Annotated in this window: 22 protein-coding genes; 12 read left to right on the top strand and 10 right to left on the bottom strand. The window is 60.6% G+C overall.

Going from position 1 to position 24,327, the window contains the following annotated elements:
- Positions 1-44 precede the first annotated feature (44 nt).
- Entirely contained in the window at positions 45-584 is a 540-nt protein-coding gene (locus RB216_RS09365; protein WP_028615763.1) for a TetR/AcrR family transcriptional regulator, read from the top strand.
- A gap of 551 nt (positions 585-1,135) precedes the next feature.
- Here the strand turns inward: RB216_RS09365 and RB216_RS09360 are convergent.
- The 4 genes from RB216_RS09360 to RB216_RS09345 all read right to left on the bottom strand — a co-directional run bounded on the left by RB216_RS09360 (position 1,136) and on the right by RB216_RS09345 (position 4,312).
- Positions 1,136-1,915: an ABC transporter permease gene (locus RB216_RS09360; protein WP_005786689.1), complete on the bottom strand. Its 780-nt coding sequence runs from the start codon at positions 1,913-1,915 to the stop codon at positions 1,136-1,138.
- Positions 1,912-2,844 carry an ABC transporter ATP-binding protein gene (locus RB216_RS09355; protein ID WP_028615762.1) on the bottom strand — a complete coding sequence of 311 codons (933 nt, stop codon included), beginning with the start codon at positions 2,842-2,844 and terminating at the stop codon, positions 1,912-1,914. The genes RB216_RS09360 and RB216_RS09355 overlap by 4 nt, the downstream gene beginning before the upstream one ends.
- A gap of 134 nt (positions 2,845-2,978) precedes the next feature.
- Positions 2,979-3,596, bottom strand: coding sequence for a glutathione S-transferase family protein (locus RB216_RS09350; RefSeq protein WP_308908597.1), 618 nt, complete (start codon positions 3,594-3,596; stop codon positions 2,979-2,981).
- A gap of 56 nt (positions 3,597-3,652) precedes the next feature.
- Positions 3,653-4,312 (bottom strand): transglutaminase-like domain-containing protein, encoded by a 660-nt coding sequence (locus RB216_RS09345; RefSeq protein ID WP_236319060.1) that lies wholly within the window; start codon positions 4,310-4,312, stop codon positions 3,653-3,655.
- A gap of 158 nt (positions 4,313-4,470) precedes the next feature.
- Here RB216_RS09345 and RB216_RS09340 point away from each other — a divergent pair, with 158 nt between their 5' ends.
- The gene (locus RB216_RS09340; RefSeq protein ID WP_028615759.1) at positions 4,471-6,918 is read left to right on the top strand and encodes an acyl-CoA dehydrogenase; all 2,448 of its coding nucleotides are present in this window, start codon (positions 4,471-4,473) and stop codon (positions 6,916-6,918) included.
- Positions 6,919-6,993: 75 nt separating this feature from the next.
- Positions 6,994-7,401, top strand: a complete 408-nt coding sequence (locus tag RB216_RS09335) for a PA2817 family protein (protein WP_016979513.1) — start codon at positions 6,994-6,996, stop codon at positions 7,399-7,401.
- Between the two features lie 104 nt (positions 7,402-7,505).
- On the opposite strand, the gene RB216_RS09330 is transcribed toward RB216_RS09335, so the two are convergent.
- The gene (locus tag RB216_RS09330) at positions 7,506-8,438 is read right to left on the bottom strand and encodes a LysR family transcriptional regulator (protein ID WP_068932517.1); all 933 of its coding nucleotides are present in this window, start codon (positions 8,436-8,438) and stop codon (positions 7,506-7,508) included.
- 89 nt (positions 8,439-8,527) lie between these two features.
- On the opposite strand from RB216_RS09330, the gene RB216_RS09325 reads away from it, so the two are divergent.
- The gene (locus RB216_RS09325) at positions 8,528-9,154 is read left to right on the top strand and encodes an alanyl-tRNA editing protein (protein ID WP_122684580.1); all 627 of its coding nucleotides are present in this window, start codon (positions 8,528-8,530) and stop codon (positions 9,152-9,154) included.
- Here RB216_RS09325 and RB216_RS09320 read toward each other — a convergent pair.
- Together RB216_RS09320 and RB216_RS09315 are read right to left on the bottom strand one after the other, a co-directional pair.
- A complete protein-coding gene (locus RB216_RS09320; protein WP_308908596.1) occupies positions 9,151-10,725 on the bottom strand; it encodes an alkaline phosphatase D family protein in 1,575 nt (524 codons plus the stop codon). The two genes, RB216_RS09325 and RB216_RS09320, sit on opposite strands and share 4 nt — an antisense overlap.
- On the bottom strand, positions 10,722-11,276 hold the full coding sequence (locus RB216_RS09315; protein ID WP_122725356.1) for a GNAT family N-acetyltransferase: 555 nt from the start codon (positions 11,274-11,276) through the stop codon (positions 10,722-10,724). The genes RB216_RS09320 and RB216_RS09315 overlap by 4 nt, the downstream gene beginning before the upstream one ends.
- Positions 11,277-11,466: 190 nt before the next feature.
- On the opposite strand from RB216_RS09315, the gene RB216_RS09310 reads away from it, so the two are divergent.
- The 6 genes from RB216_RS09310 (at position 11,467) to RB216_RS09285 (ending at position 18,682) form a co-directional block, all read left to right on the top strand.
- Positions 11,467-11,874 carry an ExbD/TolR family protein gene (locus RB216_RS09310; RefSeq protein WP_005786670.1) on the top strand — a complete coding sequence of 136 codons (408 nt, stop codon included), beginning with the start codon at positions 11,467-11,469 and terminating at the stop codon, positions 11,872-11,874.
- A gap of 2 nt (positions 11,875-11,876) precedes the next feature.
- Positions 11,877-12,605 carry an energy transducer TonB family protein gene (locus RB216_RS09305; RefSeq protein ID WP_038845191.1) on the top strand — a complete coding sequence of 243 codons (729 nt, stop codon included), beginning with the start codon at positions 11,877-11,879 and terminating at the stop codon, positions 12,603-12,605.
- A 24-nt stretch (positions 12,606-12,629) separates the two neighbouring features.
- A complete protein-coding gene (locus RB216_RS09300; RefSeq protein ID WP_028615753.1) occupies positions 12,630-14,912 on the top strand; it encodes a TonB-dependent receptor in 2,283 nt (760 codons plus the stop codon).
- A 17-nt stretch (positions 14,913-14,929) separates the two neighbouring features.
- Entirely contained in the window at positions 14,930-15,577 is a 648-nt protein-coding gene (locus tag RB216_RS09295) for a MotA/TolQ/ExbB proton channel family protein (protein ID WP_028615752.1), read from the top strand.
- 52 nt (positions 15,578-15,629) lie between these two features.
- A complete protein-coding gene (locus RB216_RS09290; protein ID WP_308908595.1) occupies positions 15,630-16,847 on the top strand; it encodes a phospholipase D-like domain-containing protein in 1,218 nt (405 codons plus the stop codon).
- 95 nt (positions 16,848-16,942) lie between these two features.
- Entirely contained in the window at positions 16,943-18,682 is a 1,740-nt protein-coding gene (locus tag RB216_RS09285; protein WP_308908594.1) for a dipeptidase, read from the top strand.
- 31 nt (positions 18,683-18,713) lie between these two features.
- Here RB216_RS09285 and RB216_RS09280 read toward each other — a convergent pair whose 3' ends face one another.
- Positions 18,714-20,375, bottom strand: a complete 1,662-nt coding sequence (locus tag RB216_RS09280) for a M24 family metallopeptidase (RefSeq protein ID WP_308908593.1) — start codon at positions 20,373-20,375, stop codon at positions 18,714-18,716.
- A 77-nt stretch (positions 20,376-20,452) separates the two neighbouring features.
- Between RB216_RS09280 and pdxR the strand changes: the two genes are divergently transcribed.
- Entirely contained in the window at positions 20,453-21,958 is a 1,506-nt protein-coding gene (pdxR, locus tag RB216_RS09275) for a MocR-like pyridoxine biosynthesis transcription factor PdxR (protein WP_308908592.1), read from the top strand.
- An 11-nt stretch (positions 21,959-21,969) separates the two neighbouring features.
- Here pdxR and RB216_RS09270 read toward each other — a convergent pair whose 3' ends face one another.
- Positions 21,970-22,221, bottom strand: a complete 252-nt coding sequence (locus RB216_RS09270; protein WP_016979527.1) for a hypothetical protein — start codon at positions 22,219-22,221, stop codon at positions 21,970-21,972.
- Between the two features lie 59 nt (positions 22,222-22,280).
- Positions 22,281-23,384 (bottom strand): polyamine ABC transporter substrate-binding protein, encoded by a 1,104-nt coding sequence (locus RB216_RS09265; RefSeq protein ID WP_028615747.1) that lies wholly within the window; start codon positions 23,382-23,384, stop codon positions 22,281-22,283.
- A 138-nt stretch (positions 23,385-23,522) separates the two neighbouring features.
- Here RB216_RS09265 and RB216_RS09260 point away from each other — a divergent pair, with 138 nt between their 5' ends.
- Positions 23,523-24,320, top strand: a complete 798-nt coding sequence (locus RB216_RS09260) for a response regulator transcription factor (RefSeq protein WP_028615746.1) — start codon at positions 23,523-23,525, stop codon at positions 24,318-24,320.
- Positions 24,321-24,327 lie beyond the last annotated feature (7 nt).

The following is a 24,327-nucleotide window of genomic DNA, read 5'->3' as shown; positions in this document are numbered from 1 at the left end:
CCCGCCAGCGCTTAAAGCAAATTCTTTGTGTTAAGGTCACAAACATGGCGATAAAAGAAGGCCTTCGCCCGGGGGGCCGCAGTGCCCGGGTACAAGAATCCGTCCATTCGGCGGTGCGTGAACTGCTGGAAGCCCACGAGCGCTCCAGCGTCACCGTGCCCATGATTGCAACACGCGCAGGCGTCACGCCCTCGACTATCTACCGGCGCTGGGGCGACCTCTCCGTGCTGCTCGCGGACGTGGCCCTGGCGCGCATGCGCCCCGACAGCGAACCCGCCAACACCGGCAGCCTGCGCGGCGACCTGCAGGCTTGGGCCGAGCAATACTTGGATGAAATGAGTTCGGAGCCGGGCCGCAACATGATGCGCGACCTGCAGTGCACGATCACGCCGGGATACTGCGTGAGCATCCTGAGTGGGCAGTTGCAGGCGATTGTCGATCGCTACCCGCAAAGCACGCCGCCGAGCGTGGACCACCTGATCAACCTGATCGCAGCGCCAACGGTGTTTCGCATTCTATTTTCGAACGCCCCGCTGACAGTGCAAGAACTGCACGCCCTGATCGAACTGGCACTCAACGCCTGAACCTCCCCTGCAGGAGCCGGCTTGCCGGCGATGGCATAACGCTGGGTGTACCTGCTATACCGAGCCGCCTGCATCGCCGGCAAGCCAGCTCCTACACCTACCTGCCTTTGATCCAACCACTCAGGCCGGCTGTCAGGCCGCCGTGCTCTTGCTTTTGATCTTGATCCTAGGCGCCCCGTCAAACACGCTGGCCGGAATTCGACAGGGATTTGGGGGGGGTAAACCGGCAGGGATGTCGGTTTAGCCGCCCCGCGCCATGGATGGCGCGTGGCGGCGGCCCCCCAAATACCTGTCGGATTACGGGCACACCGAGCCTAGGCGAGGTGCCGAGTGTTGGGGCAAGAGCCCTTTGGTTACTTTGGGGCTTTTCCAAAGTGACCCGCCGTAAGGGCGGAACCAATACCAGCCGTTACCCAAATAACGGATATGTACCCGATCAGATCCAACATCCAGGTCGGCTGTCAGACCGCCTTCGCAGGCAAGCCAGCTCCCACAGCGGTGCAAAAAAAAACGGCCTCATCCGAGGCCGTTTTTTCATTGCGGATCGCTGCTCAGGTACGCATCCCACGCCCGCTCACCAACAACCGCGCACAGCCGATATACAACACCACCGTGGCGACGATCATAAAGGTGATCGCCACGCTGATCTTGATATCCGACACCCCCAGGATGCCGTAGCGAAACGCGTTGACCATGTGCAGCACCGGGTTGGCCAGCGACACGGTCTGCCAGAACGGTGGCAGCAGGGTAATGGAGTAGAACACCCCGCCCAGGTAGGTCAGCGGCGTCAGCACGAAGGTCGGGATGATCGAAATATCATCGAAGTTACGCGCAAATACGGCGTTGATGAAGCCCAGCAGCGAGAAGATCGTCGCCGTCAGCACCACCACCAGAATGGTGACTCCAAGGTGATGCACCTGCAGGTGGGTGAAGAACAGCGACAGCAGGGTCACAATCACGCCCACCATCAAGCCACGCAGCACACCGCCCAGGGTGTAGCCGATCAGGATGGTGTGGGGCGACACCGGCGACACCATCAATTCTTCGATGGAGCGCTGGAACTTGCTGCCGAAGAAACTGGAGACCACGTTGCCGTAGGAGTTGGTGATCACCGACATCATGATCAAGCCCGGCACGATGTACTCCATGTAGGTGAAGCCACCCATGTCACCGATCTGCCGGCCGATCAGGTTACCGAAGATCACGAAGTACAGGACCATGGTGATCGCCGGCGGCAGCAGGGTCTGCGGCCAGATCCGGGTAAAGCGTTTCACTTCGCGATAAACGATGGTTTGCAGCGCGACAAGGTTGGGTTGCAGTTCGGAACTCATACCGCCACCTTCGCCAGATTTTTCTCCACCAGGGACACGAACAACTCCTCAAGGCGATTGGTTTTGTTACGCAGGCTCAGCACTTCAATTTGCTGGGCCGCCAACTGGGTGAACAGCGCGGTGATGCCCATGGCCTTGTCCACCTGCACTTCCAGGGTATGGCTGTCCACCAGGCGGCTCGGGTAGCCGAGCAGTTGCGGCGGCGCCGATAGATTGTTTTTCAGGTCGAGCAAAAAGGTTTCCACATGCAACTGACCCAGCAGGTTACGCATGCTGGTGTTCTCGACGATGGTGCCGTGGTCGATGATGCCGATGTTGCGGCACAGCTGCTCAGCCTCTTCCAGGTAATGGGTGGTGAGGATGATGGTGATGCCCTTCTCGTTCAGCTCGGTGAGAAAGGTCCACATCGAGCGACGCAGTTCGATGTCCACGCCGGCAGTGGGCTCGTCGAGGATCAGCAGGCGCGGCTCATGCACCAGTGCGCGGGCGATCATCAGGCGGCGTTTCATGCCGCCGGACAGCGAACGCGAAGGCACGTCGCGTTTGTCCCACAGGCCCAGCTGGGTCAGGTACTGCTCGGCGCGTTCCTTGGCGACTTTCGCCGGGATGCCGTAGTAGCCAGCCTGGGTCACGACGATGTCGAAGGTCTTTTCAAACTGGTTAAAGTTGAATTCCTGGGGCACCACGCCGATGGAACGCTTGAGCGCCGCCGGGGATTTGTCCAGGTCATGGCCGAAGATATTCACCGTGCCACTGGTCTTGTTGACCAGGGTCGAGAGGATACCGATGGTGGTGGATTTGCCGGCGCCGTTAGGGCCGAGCAAGGCGAAGAAGTCACCTTCGGCGACGTCCAGATCGATACCACTCAGGGCCTGGAAACCGTTGCCGTAGGTTTTGGTTAGCTGCCGGATGGACAGAGCGGAACTCATATCGGATTACGCACCAAAGAAGGGAATAGAAAGAGTAGATGGGGGCGCAGCCCAGGTAGTTCAACGGCGGCGCATGACAAGCATGGTGCTTGCCCGCGCCGCACAAGTACAGTCACCCGTATTAATAGTGGGTATTAAGTCAACGCAGTCATGACCGCTTTGCGGTAGGCCGGACGTTGTTGCAGGCGCGCATACCAGGCCTCTAGATTGGGCATCGCAGGCCGTTCGATGGGCATTTCGAACCAGGCGTAGATAAAGCTGCCCAGGGGAATATCGCCCATGCCGATCTCGTTGCCCGACAGATACGGCTGTGTAGCCAGCGCTTCATCAACGGTTTTGAGCACATCGATACAGGCCTGGCGACCGGCATGGATGTCTTCCCAGTTCTGTTTTTCCGCCGGGGTGCGCAGCACGCCCCAGAACACGATCTTGAACGGTTCGGCGAAAGTCGACGTGGTCCAGTCCATCCACTTTTCCGCGTTGGCCCGGGCTTTCACCTCTGTCGGATACCAGCTGGACGCCTGCTTGGCGCAGAGGTAGCGCACGATGGTATTGGACTCCCACAGCACGAAATCGCCGTCTTCGATCATCGGCACCCGACCGTTGGGGTTCAATGCCCGATATTGCGGCGTATCGACCACACCAAAAGCCCCGCCCGCATCAATTGCTTCATAGTCCAGGCCGAGTTCCTCGGCGCACCACAGTGCCTTCCTGACGTTTGATGAATTTTTACGACCCCAGATTTTCAGCATAACCGCGCCTTATTGTTGATGAACATGGCTTGATGAACGCAGCAGCATACGCCGGTTCACGCGCGGCTTAAATCGCTCTGCATATCGCCCAGCAGGGTCGGCATGTCCTCGCTGAACAAGTGGGGGTAACACTGCTGAATATGCGCGAAGAAAAACGCCTCGGGCACGTCAGGAAATTGCCCGTGGTCGACCACATATTCCATCGAACGTTGGCCTTGGCGATTGAACGCGTGGAAAACGCTGTCGTGGATGCCATCGAAGTCCAGCGGCGGCACATCGAATACATCGCACAACTGCTGATTGAACGCAGGCGTGGCCTTGACCCAGCGATCGTTGAGGTAAAGCTCGGTATAGCCGTGCATGGCGAATACGTCACTCTTGAGCAAGGTGATCAGGCGCGGCGTCGACAAATGATTGCGTACATCCGCCAGGCCGATGCGCGCCGGAATGCCGCAGTGGCGCGCACAGGCGGCGAGCAAGGTGGCCTTGGGCACGCAATAGCTTTCGCCGCTGGCCAAGGCGAAGCTGGCACTTAATGTGTCTGGGTCGCGGCTGAAGGTGTAGGGGTTATAGCGAATCGCCTCACGCACGGCGTAGTAGAGGCTGACTGCCTGGTCACTTAAGTTCGCACGGGTTCCACGGTGTTTTTCGGCGAACTCCACCACCGCAGGGTGGTCACTATCGATGAAGCGGCTGGGACTCAGGTAGGTATCCATGAGCTTTATCTCCGAAGGAAGCCTGGAGTCTAACCACAGGCCTGCCGGGGAGATAACGACGAATCGGCCAAATCTCGTTACACCCTGATCACCCCGCTTGTTCGGATGCCGACTAAGCTCCCTGGTGGTTTCGCCCCTGGTTTCACGGAGGATTGAATATGCTGTTGTTGTGGATACTGGTGCTGGTGGTCGGCATTGCCTACCTCGCACACCGCCGCGTCGCGCCCCTGCCCGCCTTGGGCGTGGTCGCCGTCTACCTGCTGGCGATGGGCGCTTGGAGCCACGCACCGGGTTGGCTGCTGCTGGTCTTCTGGGTGCTGATCGCCGTGGTAGCCGCGCCCCTGCTGCTGCCCGACCTGCGCCGCCAATACTTCACCAAGCCACTGTTCAGTTGGTTCCAGAAAGTCCTGCCGCCGATGTCCGAGACCGAGCGCGACGCGATCGACGCCGGTACCGTCTGGTGGGACGGCGAACTGTTCAGCGGTCGCCCGGACTGGGACAAGTTGCTGGCTTATCCCAAAGCGCAACTGACCGAAGAAGAACAAGCGTTTATCGACGGCCCCACTGAAGAACTCTGTGCCATGGTCAGCGACTGGGAAATCGGACAGGCCATGGACCTGCCGCCCGCCGCCTGGGAACACATCAAGACCCACGGCTTCTTCGCCCTGATCATTCCCAAGGAATATGGCGGCAAGGGCTTCTCCGCCTATGCCCACTCCCAGGTCGCGATGAAACTCGCCACTCGCAGCGGTGACCTGGCCTCGACCGTGATGGTGCCCAATTCCCTCGGCCCGGCCGAACTGCTGCTGCACTACGGCACCGAAGAACAGCGCAACCACTACCTGCCGCGCCTGGCCCGTGGCGATGACATCCCGTGCTTCGCATTGACGGGCCCACTGGCCGGCTCGGATGCGGGCGCTATGCCCGACACCGGCGTGATCTGCAAAGGTGAATGGGAAGGCAAGGAAACCCTTGGCCTGCGCCTGAACTGGGAAAAACGCTACATCACCCTCGGCCCGGTCGCGACCCTGCTCGGCTTGGCCTTCAAGGCACATGACCCGGACCATCTGCTGGGTGAAGAGGAAGACCTGGGCATAAGCCTGGCACTGATCCCTACCGACACCCCCGGCGTAGAAATCGGCCGTCGCCACCTGCCCCTGGGCGCCGCGTTCATGAACGGCCCCAACTCCGGCAAGGATGTGTTCATCCCGCTTGAGTTCCTGATCGGCGGCCAGGAAATGCTCGGCAAGGGCTGGATGATGCTGATGAACTGCCTCTCCGTGGGCCGTTCGATCTCCCTGCCTGCGGTGGGCACTGGCGCGGCCAAGTTCACCAGCCTGGTGACCGGCCAATACGCCCAGGTGCGCGAACAGTTCAACGTGCCGCTGTCGGCATTCGAAGGTATCCAGGAAGCCTTGGCGCGTATCGGCGGCAACGCCTGGCTGATGGACAGCGCACGCATGCTCACCGCCAACGCCGTGGACCTGGGGGAAAAACCCTCGGTACTGTCGGCCATTCTCAAGTACCACCTCACCGAGCGTGGCCGCGAGTGCATCAGCCACGCCATGGACGTGCACGGCGGCAAGGGCATCATCATGGGCCCGAACAACTACTTGGGGCGCAATTGGCAAGGTGCGCCGATCTTCATCACTGTAGAAGGCGCGAACATCCTGTCGCGCAACCTGATGATCTTCGGCCAGGGCGCGATTCGTTGCCATCCGTTCGTACTCAAGGAAATGGCCCTGGCCGGTCGCGAAGACCATGACCAGGCGTTGAAGGAGTTTGACGGGCTGCTGATGCAACATATCGGTTTCGCCGTGAGCAACGCCGCCAGCACCTTGGTGCTGAACCTCGGTGTGGGGCATTTCGAGAAGGCCCCGGGCAACCGTTTGAGCCAGGGTTACTTCCGCGCACTCAACCGCCAGGCTGCTGCGTTCGCGCTCCTGGCCGACCTGAGCATGATGCTGCTGGGTGGCGAGCTGAAGCGGCGCGAACGCCTCTCGGCACGCTTGGGTGATGTGCTGAGCCATATGTACCTGGCGTCGGCCGCCCTCAAGCGTTACCACGACCTGGATTCGCCGGATCACCTGGAACCGCTGTTCGCCTGGGCCATGGAAGAAAGCCTTGGTGAATCGGAGCGTGCGCTGGATGAACTGCTGAGCAACTTCCCGAACAAGGTGCTGGGCTGCCTGCTGCGGGTGATTGTGTTCCCGTTCGGCCGTCGTCATACCGGACCGTCAGATGCGCTGGATGCCGAAGTGGCGGCGGTGATCGGCCGCGCCAAGGGTGACCCGACCCTGGAAGAGTTGCTGGCCGGCTGCTACCGCCCGCAATCGGCGGAAGATCCGGTAGGCGCCCTGCAACATGCCTACGACCTGCTTGGCGCCAGCCATCCCTTGCAGAAAAAACTGCACACCGCGCTCAAGAGCGGCCAGGTCAAACCGACTGCCGGCGAGCACGCCATCGATGCGGCACTGCACGCAGGCGTGTTGCAACCGGCCGAAGCACAAACCCTGCGTGATGCCGAAGCGGCACGGCGCAAGGTGATCGACGTGGATGATTTCAGCAAGGAAGAGCTGACCCAGGCTGAGGGTAAGGTCCGCTGAGTCGAGCGGTCATATAAAAACGGGCGCGAGAGGCATATACTCTCGCGCCCGTTTTTGCTTTAGAGGACTTATCTCGTGTCCAACGTCGTTGCCGATCATCTCGTCTTGCTCGACCATCTGCGCAGCATCCTGGTTGCCGTCGGCGAAGCCGAACAGGTACCCGAGGAAAGCCATTCTCTGTTCCTGGAGCGCTTCGACGAATTGCGCGCCCTGCTGCCGATCGACCCGATCGAAAGCCAGTACCTGGGCCAGGACCTGATGAGCCAGGTCATCCTGCGCTACCCGCAAATCGCCCACCTGGTGCCGCGCGACCTGCTGTGGTTCTTTGGCGGTGACTGCCTGCACTTCATGCCCGACGAAGAACTGGACCTGTACCAGGCCCTGGAAGAGCGTCGCTTCGAAGCCGAACAGAACGACGAACCGTTCGACTGGAACCAGGAAAAGCAGCTGCTGGCCATGCCGGTTGACCAGAGCAAGCACTGATTCCCTTGTAGGAGCCGGCTTGCCGGCGATGGCGGCCTTGAGTCCTGCACTGGGTTCAAGGGCCAATCGTCGGCAAGCCGGCTCCTACGGTTTCGACCGCATTCCTACCGTTTGCGCAACGTCGGCTCCTTCGCCATGCACGCCACCAGATAATCAATAAACACCCGCAACTTCGGCGGCAAATACCGCGTGGGCGAATGCAGCAACCACGCCTCGCCATGGTAGGACGCAATGAAGTCCCACGCCGGCAACACCTGCACCAACCGCCCCTCCTCCAACGCATGGCGCGCCGTAAAATACGGCAAGCTGCCAACCCCCACATGCTGCAACACCGCATCCAGCCGAACCCCGGTGTGGTTCGCGGCATAACGCCCACGCACCGCCACCGTCACCGCCTTGCCGGCCTGGCGGAATTTCCAGCGCGAGTCTCCGGGTGTCTCCCCGAGGTAGATGCAACTGTGCGCCAGCAGATCATGGGGATGCTCCGGCGTCCCGTGTTCGGCCAAGTACTGCGGCGTCGCACACAACAGATGCTCGATGGGCAGTAACTGCCGGCCCACCAACCCCGGCGGCGGGCTGTCAGTGATGCGGATACTCAGGTCGACATTGTCATCGATCATGTCCACTTGGCGATCCTCCAGGATCAACTGCACATCCACCTTGGGGTAACGCCGCAGGAATTCCGGCATATGCGGATGCACCACAAACCGCCCCACCGCCTTGGGTACGCTGACCCGCACCAGCCCCTCGGCTTCATGGGTGAACTGGCCGCTGATCTCCATCACCGAACGCGCCGCGCTGACCATCTCCTGGCAACGCTTGAGTACCTCTTCCCCGCCTTCGCTCAAGCGCAATTTGCGTGTGGTGCGTTGCAGCAAGCGCGTCGCCAGGGCCTTCTCCAGGCGCGAGATGCTACGGCTCACCGAGGAAGGCGAAGCCCCCAGTTGCCGGGCGGCTTCGGAGAAACTGCCGGCTTCCACCACTTTGACGAAAATCGCCATTTCGCCCAGCAGCGGCAAAGGAAGATTGATGCTCATGGTGCACAGGTCCATTGATAATTGAGCGGATTATCACCCATCTACGCACTATTTATACTGCTCGCAGAACCCTGATGCGGATGTAGATGATGACCGAGCGCCTGTTTTTTACCCACGATCACCTGACTGCCGAGCTGGAAGTGTTGAGCTGCACACCCCATGAGGAGCAATTTGCAGTGATCCTGCAGTCGACGATTTTTCACCCACAGGGCGGTGGGCAACCTTTCGATACCGGCTGGCTCGGTGAAGCCACTGTGCTGCGCGTCACCCAGGAAGTAGACCGCGTGGTGCACTACGTCGACCGGCCATTGGAACCGGGTCCGATCACCGCAAGGGTCGATGAACAGCGCCGTATGTTGAACACCCGGCTGCATTCCGCCGGGCACTTGATCGGCAACGTGGGCGAGACCTTGGGTTGGATGCCGATCAAGGCCCATCACTGGCCCGGCGAAGGCAAGATCACCTTCATCCGTGGCGAAGCGGCGCAAGCCATGGACGCCGAGGCGATCCAGCAACAGGTCAACCAATGGATCGCTGCGGATTACCCACGGCACATGAACCTGGAAGACGGCACCCGCGAAGTCGGCTTTGGTGAATTGCCCGCGTACGCCTGCGGCGGTACTCATGTACAGGCACTGAGCGAGTTGGGCCAGGTGACCATCCTGACCTTGTCAGAGAAAAAGGGCGCGCTGTCGGTGCGCTACGAACTCGATTAAACCTCACTCGCCCCCGCCCGCCCCGGTTCCACCACAAACGACTTGAGGGTCGATACCGTGGCCATCGGGTCGCGGGGGTCGGTAATCACCCGCAGGTTCGTGAGCATCTTGCCCTCCTCCACGTCCACCGACACATATCCCCGCTGACGGCTATCGAAAAACTTCACATGCGGGTTGAGCGGCAACAGCTTGCTGAACGCATCAAAGGGCGGTCCGTCAGACGTCACCGACGTGCCGACGAATTCCGTGGCCACCACCCGCGAGTCCGGGTTATTGCCATCGGCATGCAAGTCCGTCACCCAGAACGAATGGATATCACCGCCCCAGAACACCGGGTTGCTGACTCGGTTACGCTCGATGGACGCCAGCATCCGCGAACGGTTGGCCATATAGCCATCCCACCCGTCGGTCCAACGCCCCGGCTTGTGGTTGGTCAGGTCACGCTGGGTCAGCGGTGCCACCAGCAGGTCCTGGGCGATGATGTTCCACTGCGCCTTCGACTGGGCAAACCCCTGGTCCAGCCAGGCTTCTTGCTGCCAACCAAGCATGGTGCGGCCAGGGTCGCGCAAGTCGTGGCAGAGGTTATCGGCGATATGCCCCTGGTGGCTGCCATTGGCCGGAATGCACGGTTGTTCGGAACGGTATTGCCGACCGTCCAGCACGTGGAAACGGGCCAGTCGGCCGTAGTCCAGGCGCCGATAAATGCGCATGTCCGGCCCCTTCGGCAAGCTGCTGGCACGCAGCGGCATATGCTCGTAGTAAGCCTGGTAGGCTGCCGCACGCTGCTGCAGGAATTGCCCGACCGGAATCTTCGGGTCCTGGGACCAGCGGTTGGCGTAGTCGTTCTGTACTTCGTGATCGTCCCAGGTCGCCACGCTCGGTGCAGCGGCGTGCAGGGCCTGTAGATCCGGATCGGTTTTGTACAAGGCATAGCGGTTGCGATAGTCGCTCAGGCTCACCGCATTGCCGCTGCCATGGGGGCGGATGATCTTGCCCGAATCCGCCGCGTAGGAACTGTCGTAGATGTAGTCGCCGAGAAAGAACACCAGGTCGGGCTGTTCCTCTGCCAAATGGCGGTAGGCACTGAAATAGCCGCGCTCCCAATGGGAACACGAGACAAACCCCAGACGCGCCGACGCCATGGCATGCACCGCCGGCGCCGTGCGCGACTGCCCCACTGGGCTTTGCGCACCCAGCCCTTCGAACTGATACCAGTACGGTCTGCCCGCCTCGAGCCCCGCGACTTCTACATGCACCGAATGCCCCCAGCGCTCGCTGGCCATGGCTTCGCCTTGGCGCACCACGCGGGTCATCGCGGCATCGCTGGCGACCCGCCAACGCACAGGTACGGAACGGCTCAAGCCACCCCGGCCATCCACGGCATTGAACAACGGCGCCAGGCGCGTCCAGATCACAAACCCATCGGGCAACGGGTCACCGGAAGCCACGCCGAGGGTGAACGGATAATCCACGCCGGCACTGCGCGCAAACGGACTGAGGATCGAAAACGTGGTGGCGACAGCCAGCCCGGCAAGCACCCGGCGTCGGCCATGATCGACCTCGCCACTCACGGCCGAAACTCCCACTCCTCACGCACGGTGGCGAACACCAGCATGTCTTCATGCACGCCGTTCTTGAGAAATGCCCCGCGCATGCAGCCTTCGTACTGCAGGCCGATTTTCTCCATGACTCGCGCCGACTCTTTGTTGCGACTGAAACACTGGCTGCCCACGCGATGCAGGCCCAGTTCGGCAAACCCGTAGTCCATCAGCGCGGTGGCCGCTTCGGTCGCATAACCCAGGTTGCGCGCGTCCGCCGCCGCCCAGCCGCCAAGATGCCCATAGTGATGTTTCGCATTGATGCGCAGGCTGGCGATACCGATCAATTCACCGGTGTCGCGCACATGCACCCCAAGACTCAACAACCCATCAGAGCGAAATTTTGCCTGCATGCCCTCGATAAAATCCTGCGCTGTTTCGAGGGTGTAGGGCGATGGAATACTCGCCGTGTTGTCGGCGATTTTCGGGCCGTTGGCGAGCGTGCACAACGTCTCGGCCTGATGGTTTTCCAGTGCGCGCATTAACAGTCGCGGGGTGGATATCTGTGGCAGTTCACGGCTCATTTCCAGGGGCCCTCGATGTAAAGTTTTTGAGAATGCCCCTGCTGCATGTCAATTCTGTTACGTCACAAAAATGTCTTGATAATCGCCTGAAAGACTTGTCCTAGAGCCCTCAAAACGTCAATTAAAGTTAACCAATCGGTCATTTTTGGTTGTTAGCGTGTCGCCCCTAATTCAATAACGGGGTAACGGAATGAGAACCTGGGACGAACCGAAAAAACGCAAGGCGCACATCGAACTGATCCCGATGATCGACGTGATGATGTTCCTCCTGGTGTTTTTCGTACTCGTGAGCCTGAACGTGATTCCGGCCCTCGGCATGAAGACGCAACTGCCCAGCGCCAGCAGTTCACAGCAGCTCAAACCACAGAACAAATTCATCCTCACCCTGGGCCTGGAAGGCCAACTGCAACTGGATGGCAAGGACCTCACAGTCGATGCGCTGGTGCCGGCGCTGAAGGCGGCCGAAAAGCCTGACACCAAGTCGACCATCATCGTGAACAGCGACAAAGGCGTGGAGGTTTCGCGCCTGGTGGAGGTGATGGACACCCTGCGTCTGGGTGGCTTTACCTCCGTGTCCATTGCCACGCGTAAGTCCTGATCATGTACGTCTTGTTTCGTGCGCGTCAGCTGCTGGGCAGTGTCCCGGCCCTGATCGCCCTGGTGCTGATTGCACTGGGTATCCAGTCCCAGACCTTGAAGGTCGAGCCGGTGTATGACGAGTCGGCGGTCGAGTTGGCGCTGGTCGAGCCAGAGCCGGAAGTGATCCCCGAGCCGGTGGTGGAACAAGAGCCGCCACCGCCGGTGATCGAGGATGAAGAGGCCGAACCGGCCCCGCCACCGCCGCCACCTAAACCCTTGCCGAAACCCAAGCCTGAGCCCAAGCCAAAACCTGTGCCCAAGCCAGTGGTCGCCAAGCCAACGCCCACCCCGACACCACCACCAGTCGCCGCCAAACCGGCACCGGCGCCCGTGGCCCAGGCCGCGCCGACACCCGCGCCGCCCGCACCACCGAAGGTCGATGGCCAAGCCCTGGAAGGCGGTTACCTCAAGGGGTTGCGCAACGAGTTGGACACTTACAAGCAGTACCCCACCGGACGCCAGGCCTCCCTCGAACGCCCCACCGGCGAAGTGGTGGTCTGGTTGTTGGTGGACCGCCAGGGTCGGGTTCTCGACTCCGGTTTGCAGACCCAGGCGTCGAGCATGTTGCTCAACCGGGCCGCCACCAACAGCTTGCGTCGTATCAAGCAAGTCAAGCCGTTCCCCGAGCAAGCTTTCGGGGGCCGCAATGAGCAGCGCTTCACCGCCACCTTCAACTACAGCGTGCAATAAGCACCCGACACCAGGACGACAGAGATGAGGTTCACACGGATTCATCTGGCACTCGTTGCCGCAAGCATGGGCCATGGAATGGTCATGGCCGACACCAGCAACAGCGACGTCGGGACGATTGGGGTTCAGGGCAAGGCCACGGCAGGTGGCGGCTACATGGTTCAGGAAGAAAGCATCAAGGGCCGCTCCACCGTGACCAAGGAAGCGCTGGATAAACAGACCGCCACCGGCAACGCCGTGGACAAGCTCAAGTACACGCCGGGCTTGAACATCTCCAGCGAAGACAACACCGGCCTGTCCGGCTTTCGCTTCACCATGCGCGGGCTCAACTCCGACCAGGTGGGGATGTCGGTGGACGGCATGCCGATCAACGACTCCGGCAACTACGCGCTGTACTCCAACCTGCTGGGCGACCCGGAAAACATCGAGCAGATCTTCGTCACCCAAGGCTCTTCGGAGGCCGACGGCCCGCACATCGGTTCCAGTGGCGGCAACATCGGCATCGTGACCATTCGCCCGACCAAGGAAACCGGGGCGTTCGTCAAACAGGTGATGGGCAGCAACGCCACGCGCAAGACCTTTGCCCGCCTCAACACCGGCGAGATCAATGGCCTGAGCAACTGGTTGTCGGCGTCCCACACCGAAGGCCAGATGTGGCGCGGTTCGGGCGCCGTGCGCGCGGACAAAGTCGAGTGGAACAGCTTCTTCGACGCCGGCGATGGCAACACCGCCAACCTGATCCTCAAGTACCACGAGCAGGACAACAACAGCTACAGCCAACTGACCAAGGCCCAGTACCAGCAGAACGGCCGCAAGTACGACCCCTACCCGGCCACGCCTACCGTGGGCAGCAACGGCAAGTACAACAGCTACTACGCCCTGGCGCAGAACCCGTTCCAGACATTCACCGCCGTGCTCAACACCCAGTTCAAACTGGCGGACAACCTCGCGCTGTCGGTGATCCCGTATTACTACTGGGGTAACGGCAGCGGTGTCGGTTCGTCCAGCTATGCGCTGAACCGCGGCTCCAACCAAGGCGGCGTGTTCGACCTGGGCAACCTGCCGACCGGTGCCCAATACAACGCCGACGGCACCCCGAACAACGGTGTGTACTACCGCCCTTCGCGCACCCAGACCTGGCGTCCGGGCATCACCACCAAACTCAACTGGGACCTGGGCGATCACAGCCTGCAAGTCGGCTACTGGTACGAGCGCGCACGTCAAAGCCAGACCCAGCCGTTCATTCCGCTCAAGGCCAGTGGCAAGCCGGTCGACACCTGGCCGGACTCCAACGAGGCCGTGGTTGATGCCAATGGCAACACCATCCAGGGTCGCGACCGCTTCACCATCACCCCGGCGCAAAAGGTCTGGGCCCAGGACACCTGGTACATCAACTCGGACTGGACCCTGATCGCCGGCCTGGCCTACATGAACGTCAAGCGTGACGGCACCAACCACGGCAGCCTCACCGAGCAGCCGGAAAAACGTAACCAGACCTACAACAAACTGCTGCCCAACGCCGGCCTGAAATACCAGTTGGATGAACGCGATCAGTTGTTCTACAGCCTGTCGCGCAACATGCGCATCCCGCAGAACTATGTGCTGTACGACAAGGGTGTCGGCTCCATCGATTCCAAGCCGGAAACCAGCTGGAACCACGAGTTGGGCTGGCGCTACACCGATGAAGACATGACCGTCGCCGCCACCTTGTTCTACATGCAGTTCAAGGATCGCCAGGTGTCGTCACGCGACATCAACGGCGACTTCGCCGACATTAACGCCGGCTCCGTCAACAACAGCGGCCTGGAGCTGGAGTGGAGCGGCCTGCTGCCGAATCACTTCAACTACTACACCTCCTACACCTACACCAAGGCCGAGCAGCAAGACGACCTGACCGTGTACAACGCCGGCAAAGCCATCCTGTTGCCCACCAGCGGCAAGCAGTTCGCCAACGTGCCGAAAAACATGCTGGCCGCCAACATCGGCTACGACGACGGCCGCTTCTACGGCACCTTCGGCGGCAAGTACACCAGCAAGCTCTACGGCGACCTGACCAACGACGAAGCCATCTCCGGGCGCACCGTGTTCAACGCTGGCGCGGGTATCTACCTGCCGGTGGACAAGAAGGTGGTCAAGGACGCGACCCTGCGCCTGAACGTCGACAACCTGTTCGACAAGAAGTACCTGGACGGCGTGTACACCACCAAGACCAACGCGGCCAGCTACAGCGGTTTCCGCGACGGCGACCCGGCCTACATCGTGGGCCTGGAACGCACCGTGACGGTCTCCCTGGAAGCCAACTTCTAATTGCGAGGTAACTGAACATGGACATGAACCTGCTCCACGACATCACCTTTTATGTGATGTATGCCGCGATGGCCATCGCGATCTTTATCACCATCGAGCGCGGGATTTATTTCGCGTATGTACGCCGCCAAGCCCGCGCGCTGACCGAGGTACTGGGCGCCAATGTGCACAGCGAACGCGACTTGCCGGAAAGTCTGACCCGCCGTGACAGCCTGCCGCTGAGCATGGTGTTGCCGGTGCTGGCGCAGAAAGCCTCACAAGGTTCGCGCAAGGACCTGGATGACGTCATCGAAACCCAGTACCTGACCACCCGTGCACCACTGGCCCGCAGCCTGTGGATCATCGAAACCATCACCACTGCCGCGCCACTGTTGGGTTTGCTGGGCACCATCCTCGGCATCATTGACACCTTCAAGGCGCTGGCGACGGCGGGCGTGTCCGACCCAGGGCAGATTTCCGGTGGTATCGGCACGGCCTTGTTCGCCACCGGCCTGGGCATCGCCATCGCGCTGTTCTGCGTGGTGTTCCATAACTTCTTCCAGGACAGCCTGGAACGCATCAACGATCAGCTGAAAATCCTGCTGATCCGCGCCGCCACCGGCGCCCGCGTGCAGAGTGAAGTACCGCACCTGGTGCCGACGCCGCTGCACAGCCGCACGGCGTAACCCCGTAGTGAGCGGGCTTGCCCCGCTCACCACATCAGTTGAAGAGAGTGTCATGTCCGTTTCCTTGAAATTGCGCATCGCTGGCCTGGCAGGCTTGCTCATGAGTCCGCTGGCCCAGGCGGACTTTTCGATTCCGGGTTTTGAATTGGTGCATACCGTACCGCTGGATACCGCCCTCGGCACCGACGACTTGCGCCAACCCGGCCCAGTGTGGAGCGAGCTGTTTGACGGCGCAAAAAACCGTATCGACATTGGCCAGTTCTACGCCGCCGATCATCCAGGCTCCGTGATGGACCGTGTGATCGAACGCCTGGAAGCCGCCGGCAAACGCGGTGTGAAGATTCGCTTTTTGCTGGAAGAAAAAGGCATCAAGTTGTCGGAAGCGTCCACCCTGGAACGCCTGCGCGCAATCCCCAACCTGACCTTTCGTGTGCTGCCCTACGCACGCGTGAGCGGTGGGATCATCCACGCCAAATACCTGGTGGTGGATGGCAAGCAGGCGTTTGTCGGCAGCCAGAATTTCGATTGGCGCTCGCTGGAACATATCCACGAAACCGGGCTGCGTATCACCGACCCGACCGTGGTGAGCCAGGTGCAGGCAATCTTCGAACAGGACTGGAAAGCCCAGCAGGCCTTGGCCGACAACCAACCGGTACCACTGCCTGCCGTGAGCAACGCACCACCGCGCACCGGTAACTACCTGGTGGCCAGCCCGCAACGCTACAACCCACCGGGCGTAGGCGATTCACAGCTGGAACTGCCGCGTTTACTGAGCGAAGCGAAACACGAAGTGCGCGTGCAACTGCTGGACTACGCACCACTGTCCTACGGCCCGGACAAGACCCGCCCGTACTACGCGGTGATCGACAATGCCGTCCGTGCGGCGGCGGCACGTGGGGTGTCGATCAAGCTGATGGTGTCCAACTGGAATACCGACAAGCTGGAACTGCCCTACCTCAAAAGCTTGGCGGTGCTGCCTAACGTCCAGATCAAAATCGTCACCCTCCCCGAGGCCAAGCAAGGTTTTATCCCGTATGCGCGGGTAATCCACAGCAAGACCATGGAGATCGACGGACAGGTTGCCTGGATCGGCACCAGCAACTGGCTGGGCGGGTATCTGGATAATTCGCGCAATCTGGAGGTGGTGATGCGCAGCGAAGCGATGGCCAAGCGTGTCGGGGCATTGCATGAGCAACTGTGGGACGGACCCTACGCTAGAGCCTTGAACTTAACCGAGGAGTACCCCGAGCCCCACCCTGGCCAGCATTGACCAGAGGCACCTGAGTAGTGGTAGTGTGTGGAAATGTTTCTGACAGATTGATCAGAAACGTCCTACTCACTACCTGCAAAGGAATGCGTCCCTTCATGCACTTTCCACTCAAGCAATTGGCGGCTGCCACCCTGTTCGCGGCGAGCCTTTCGGCCATCTCCAGCCCCGCTTTCGCCAACATCACTCCGGACCAAAGCACAGCGATTCTGAAGCATTTCAACGAAACGTCCGTCACCGATTTCCGTGGTTTCCTCGGCGCCCTGGCCAAGGGCGACCTGGGCAAGACCAGCGATGTCGGCCCGGCGATCAGTGCGTTTCTTGATAACAAAACCTTGAGCGCGGATCAGCAGAACGAGATCAATCGCCTGCTCGGTATCTACACCCGAGTGAAGTACGGCAAGGCCGCCACCGAAACCCTGCGCGAACTGGTGGAAATCCCGACCTTTAACGTGGACGGCCTGCCGCAGTACAAGAACCCGGAATTCATCAAGATCGCCGGCAAGATCGAGGCACTGGCCAAGGCCTTTAACCTGACCTTCCGCAATATCGACAACCGTGTGTACGAAATTTCCCTGGAAGGCAGCGGTGATGAAGTGGTTGGTATCCACGCACACGCCGACGTGGTGCCAGTGACACCGGAAAACTGGGTGTTGAAAGACGGCACCAAGCTCGACCCGTTCAAGGTCACGCTGATCGGTGACCGCATGTACGGCCGTGGCACCGAGGATGACAAGAACGGCATCGTAGTGGCGATGTATGCCATGAAGGTGATCAAGGAAGAGAAACTGCCGCTGGCACGCAATTTCAAGCTGCTGGTGGACACCACCGAAGAAACCTCCGGCGACGCAATTCCGTATTACTTCGAAAAGAACCCGACACCGCAATACAACCTGGCGCTGGATGGCGGCTATCCGGTGGTGATCGCCGAGAAAGGTTACGGCACGGTGATGGGCACCTTCCCACGCCGCAAGGGTGAAGGCAAAGGCGCGGAAATCATTTCGATGACCGGCGGCATGGCGACCAACCAGATTCCGTCGGCGTCAGTGGCGACTTTTGTCAGCGACAAGCCTGCCGAGTTGGCTGCCAGCCTGCAACAGGCCGGTACTGAATACGCCAAGAACAACGGTGGCGATTTTGAAGTGGCCGCCAAGGTCGACGGCAAAGACGTCAAGCTGACCGTCACCGGCGTGTCCGCGCACTCGTCCGAGCCGGAGTCCGGGGTCAACCCGGTGGCGCGCATGCTGGAGCTGATCCATAGCGTCGATGGCAAGATCGCCCTCAAGCACAACCACATCACGGATGCTGCACGTTATGCGTCCGACAACTGGGGCCTGGATTACCTGGGCGGCAAGTTGGGTGTGGGCTTCTCGGATGATTTCATGGGGCCGCTGACTACTTCGTTGACCTTTGTCGGCCTGGATGACAAGGCCTTCAAACTGGCGGTGAACCTGCGCGTGCCGAAGGGCAAGTCACCGGAAAAACTCAAAGCCGAGATCGCCGAAAAATTGAGCGCCTGGGACAAGAAAACCAAGGTCAAGGTGGGCTTCACCTACTCGGTGGCCGAGCCGATGTACCGCAACCCGGAAGGTGAATGGGTGAAAGCCCTACTGGCCGTGGCCAGTGAAAATCTGGGTATGGAGCACAAGTTCGGCACCTCGGCCGGCGCAACCTCCGTGCATGAACTGCCCAACGGCGTGCAATTCGGCCTGGCGCGCCCGGAAGTGAAGTACACAGGGCACACCGACAACGAGTTCAAGACGGTTGACCAGTTCCTGCTGGACCTGCAGATCGTCACCGAAATGATGGGCCGTATCGGCCAACTGCCGAAGCTCTGATAAAAAGCAGCCCGCCGCAACGGCGGGCTCTTCAGGCCTGCAACATCAACATATCCTCGAAAAAACCACCGACCGGTTCCGTGGGATGGCACAGCTGGATTTCCAGGACCCAGGCCATTTCACTCGGCGGGATCTCCAGGTCCGCCAGCACCTTGCTCTCGAACAACGCGTGGGGGAAATCCGCAAGGCGGTGCCCTGCGAGATTACGCGCCAGCCTCCAGCCTTTTGCCACGGCGCTCTGCTCGGCGAAGTCATACAGTTCACGACCGGTAAGCCCCTTCAGCCAGGCGTCGCGGGTTTCGTCGAACACCTCATGCAGTGCGGTCCTGCACGCCAGGTGCAGCGGCGCGTCACCGAACACAAAGGTATCGCCGTAGTCACCTTCGTAACCGTCCCACACCGGGCCCAAATCAACCACGACGATATCGGTGGCGCGCAGCCTGCGCTGGCGGTCAATGCCTTCGCGCGGTGGGCGTACGGTGTCGTCGCCAAAGCGGATATAGGTCGGGTGCCAGGTGTGGGAAGCGCCCATGGCTTGCAGTTGGTCAGCAGCCATGTCGAGGGCTTCGCCGGTGGTCATGCCCACCTGCAGTCGGCTGGCAATCGCCGCCAAGGCACGGATTGACTGATCACGCGCGGCCAGCATGCCGTCCAGTGAATAACGTGGGCCGACTTTCTCCAAGATCGGGTGCAGCGCCTTGGGTGTCGTGCCGGCACTCGACCGGCCACTGGGCACAAAGGCCTCCGCGACGAATCGATGGCCGGGCAAGCCGGCGTGCAGACACTCCGTGCGCACCTGGCTGATCATTGCGCCATTACCGCAGGCATACACCTGGGCAGCTTCCCAGTCATGCCCATGGCTCAAGGCAACTTCCTGCACTCGCCCTTGGGAAGCCAACACCGGGTGCCAGTGAAAACGTGGGTGATCAATGACCGATTGATCCAGGAACGCGCGGTCATAGAAATCTGCTGGCTGCCCGCCGCTCCAGTACAAGGTCACATCCACATCGCGCGTGAACGCCGTCAGCAGGATGGGCTTGATACCCGCGTAGCCGGTGCCCGTGGCGAACAAGACGACGGGCGCATTGTCATTGTCCTGCCAGGTACAGGCGCCAAACGGTCCTTCCAGTTGCAACAGATCGCCGGCCTCCAGGCCGCCCAGCAGGGTCTCGGAAAACAGCCCGCCGCTCACCTGGCGAATCTGAAAGACCAGGCGCCCGTCATCTTCGGCCGGCAGGTTGGCGATCGAGAAACACCGCGAGTCGCCGTCGACCAGGCGGAACTTGAGGTACTGGCCCGCCCGCACCGCCAGCGGTCTGTCCGGCATCACCACCAACTCAATGATGTCGGGGCTCAGTGCGCGTTTGCTCACGACCTGCGCCTCGACCACCAGCGCGGGTGTATCCAGCGACCAACCGGGGATTTCCAGGCGCATGTCGCCGCAGGCGTGGCTCTGGCACAACAGCATTTCATTGGCTGCCAACGGATAGCAGGGTACGGGGGCATCCGGCGCCAGTTGCTTGGCCCGGTACGCCCCCTCTGCGACCACCACCTTGCAGGAGCCACAGGCTCCGCGTCGGCAAGAAAACGGCACAGACAGGCCGTTGGCGAGCATCGCATCCAGCAAGAGTTCGTCACCGGCCTCAAAGGTTTTCCCCGAGGGGGACAGTTCGATGACATGACGTGTATTCATAACAACCTCGGGGTGAGTGAGCCGTGATTGTTGCGCTAGACTAGGCCCATTAAAACCTCCAGTTTTGGATACTTTAGATGGTCCAGATGCGAAAATGGCGCCCGCTGCTCAAGCTGGACGACAGTGCAAGCCAAGCGTCTTACCGCAAGATCGCCGAAGGCCTGGTGACCGCGATCGTTGACGGTCGATTGCCACCCGGCACCTTGCTGCCGGGCACCCGGGAGATGGCGCAGTTGCTCGACGTCAACCGCAAGACCGTTATCCTGGCCTACGAAGAGGCCATGACCAAAGGCTGGCTGGTCAGCGAGCCGCGACGCGGGACCTTCGTCAATGCGCAGTTGACGGCCAAGCAACTGCCGAGCCGCGCGCAGGCGCCCTTCGCGCCGCCCATCCTGGCGCAGACAACCGCGCCCTATTTCGCCCAGAACGCTCAGGTGACAGCGCTGAATCATCGGCATGACGCGCTGTTTTTCGACAACGGCACCAGCGACCACCGCCTGCTGCCCCAAGCCGTGCTGCACCGCTACTACCGTAATGCCCTGCGTAACAGCTTTGCGTCCAACACCCTGCGCTACGGCAGCGAGGGCACCGGCTATCATCTGCGCTGCGCGCTGGCCGAGATGCTGCGCAACAACCGTGGGTTGACGGTCAACGCCGAAAACATCTGCCTGACCCAAGGCACCCAGATGTCGCTGTACCTGACCGCCAGCCTGTTGCTCAAACCCGGCGACGTAGTGCTGGTGGAGCGCCTGAGTTACCCGCCAGCATGGGAAATTTTCCGCAGGTTGGGTGCGCAACTGGTCACGGTGGACATCGACGAAGAAGGCTGTCGCACGGACCAGATCGATCGCCTGTGTCGCGAACACAAGGTGCGGATGATCTACCTCACGCCACACCACCAGTTCCCCACCACCGTGAGCCTGCACGCGGCGCGGCGGCAACAGTTGCTGGCATTGGCGGCGCTGCATGACTTCTGCATCATCGAAGAAGATTACGACCACGAATTTCACTTCAGCGGGCGCCCCTACCTGCCCCTGGCCAGCGATCGCGCGCAGCGACATGTGATCTATGTCGGTTCGTTGTCCAAGGTCCTCGGCTCGACGTTTCGCTGCAGTTATGTGGTGGCTCCCACGCAGGTGGTCGAAGCCCTGCATAGCAATGCCGCACTGATGCTGGGCGATGCCGACGCAGTCGCGCAGAAGATGCTTGCCGACTTGATCAACGATGGCGAACTCAAGAAGCACCTGCGCCGGGTATCAAAGGAATACCGCGCCCGCCGTGAGACCTTGCAAGACTGCCTGCAGGCGGCGTTCGGTGATCGGATCCAAGTGCGCGAGCCCGAAGGCGGCCTGGCGCTGTGGGTGCGTTTCGACGATGCAATCGATGTTGACCAGATAGTAAGCGCGGCCCTAGACCACGGGTTGGTCGTACGCAACGGCCGGCAGTTCTCACCGATGGACCAAGCAGAAAATGCGCTGCGCCTGGGGTTCGCCTCGCTGAACCAGGAAGAGATCCGCGAGGCCACATTACGCCTGGCCCAAGCGGCAAGCCCGCACGCACATAAAAATGCCGATCATCACTGATCGGCATTCGGTTAGAGCGGCAGCAGGAAGCGTGATCGCTCCTCGGTCCGGGCAAGCTCCGGGAACTCCAGCAGCAGCGCCCGGTTGCCCCGGCCGATATGCTCCATCACAGCCCGCGTAATGTACTCACGCACCATGCCCGTGGAGACGTAATACATGGCCCAGGCTTGTTCGGGCGTACAGTGGCCGATCTGTTCCTCGATGTCCTTGTACGCCTTGTCATCGTCCGACTTCACGTCGCGCTGATATTCGGCTTGGCCCATGATGGTTCTCCTTCACTGACACGTCTGCTGCAGCCCGGACCGCCTATTCATTCACCCGATCAGGTCCCGCTCTTCACCTTGGTCCACACCCGCGTGCGGATTCGCTCCAATTTCAAGGGCAACGGTTCCAGGGGAACCAAGGTGGCGATCGTCTCTTTGGACGGGTAAATCCAGGGGTTGTCGCGCAACTTCTGCTCGACCAACTCGGTGGCATCCTTGTTGGCGTTGGGGTACAGCGTGTGGTTGGAACTCTTGGCAATCACTTGCGGGTCGAGCATGTAGTTGATGAACGCCAGCCCCTGCTTGGCATGCGGCGCATCCTTGAGCAGCACAAAGTTTTCCGACCACACCAGCCCGCCTTCACGCGGCAGGCTGTAGGCAATCTTGCGGCCGGTGTTGTTTTTCTCATTGATGGCTTGCGCCGTCAGCGCTCCGCTCGCCCAACCCACCACCACGCAAATATTGCCGTCGGCAAAATCAGCGTCGGTCCTGGAAGAGTCGAAGTAGAGGACGTAAGGACGGATCTTCAACAGCAGCGCCTGGGCTTTCTGGTAATCCTCAGGGTTCTGGCTGTTGCTCGGCAGCCCGAGGTAATGCAAGGCGATCGAAATGATTTCGCTCGGCGAGTCGAGCATCGCCACGCCACACGACTTGAGCTTGCTGATGTTCTCTTCCTTGAAGATCAGGTCCCAGCTGTCCACCGGGGCATTGTCACCCAGGGCGGCCTTGACCTTATCCACGTCATAACCAATGCCGGTGGTGCCCCACAAATACGGCACGGCATACCGGTTACCCGGATCGTTGGCGGACAGCAGCGCCAGCATTTCGGGATCGATGTGCGAGAAATTACTCAGTTGGGAACGGTCCAGCGGCGCAAGCACACCGGCCTGGATCAGGCTGGGCAAGACATTCGAGGTGGCGACGACAACGTCATAACCGGTGCGCCCGGCCATGACCTTGCTCTGCATGATCTCGGCACTGTCGAAGGCATCCAGGTGCATCCGGGTACCGGTTTTCTGTTCAAATTCCTTGGGCGTCTCCGGCGCGATCAGCCCGAACCAGTTATACAGATTGACCCGGGGTTCGGCCGCCGAGACCGGCGCACTGGCACACACAGACACCAGCGCAGCCATAAAAATGGCGCGCAACTGGGGTTGACTCATCTCGCTATCCTTGTCAAAACGACAGGCCATCATGGCCTGCATCCACTGGAGGGTGAATATACTCGGCACGCCCGATTAGTAAATACCCAGAAGTACTTAGCCCAGCCCCATGAATACCTAACCCTAAAGGGGTAGTAAATGTCGCTCGACCTTCACAACCTGGCCTGGCATCGGTCCGCCGGAACGCTGATCATGCAGCTGAACCGCCCGGCGTTCTGGAGTTCGCTGGTTCGCGTGGTAAAGGAATATGTCCAGATCGACAATTGGGTTGTGCTGATCTTCAGCGACCAACAGGTGCGGGTCATCAGCCTGACCGAAGTCGCCGATGCAGACGAAGTGGACGCGCTGACCCAGCGCTATGTAAAAGGGCTGTACCTGCTGGACCCGTTTTACATCGCCAACCGGGAGAACCCGCAGAGTGGTTTTTTCCATCTGTCCGACATCGCGCCGGAGCACTTTCTGACCACCGAGTATTACCACCAGTATTTCGCCCAGTACGTCAGCGTGGACGAGGTGCAATACAACGTACAACTCGACGCTGACAGGACGCTGTGCATGTCATTTGGCAGCAACGTGCGATACAGCCCGCAGCAGATCACGACGCTGGACATGATCAAGCCCTGGGTGATGGCATTGATGCATCAACGCATGTGCTTTGAGGGTGATGCGGAAAAAAGCCAAGCCGAGCCGCCACCGTGGTCTGAGGCGATCATGCAACTTGGCGCACAAATCACAGCGCGCGAAAAAGATGTGCTCCGGCTGCTGTTGAGCGGTTTTTCCAACAAAGAGATCGCCGGCAAGCTGAATCTGTCGACCGAGACCATCAAAGTTCACCGTCGCAACCTTTACAACAAGCTGAGCATCAAGTCTCAGTCCGAGTTGTTTGCGCGGTTTTTCCTGCCTGGGCAGGAGGGCATTGCCGGACCCGCCCCGTGACGAACGA

The sequence above is a fragment of the Pseudomonas canadensis genome (assembly GCF_030980095.1).
Classification (GTDB): domain Bacteria; phylum Pseudomonadota; class Gammaproteobacteria; order Pseudomonadales; family Pseudomonadaceae; genus Aquipseudomonas; species Aquipseudomonas canadensis.
The sequence above is the reverse complement of the archived record's forward strand: the minus strand, read 5'-3'. Positions and strand labels throughout refer to the sequence as shown.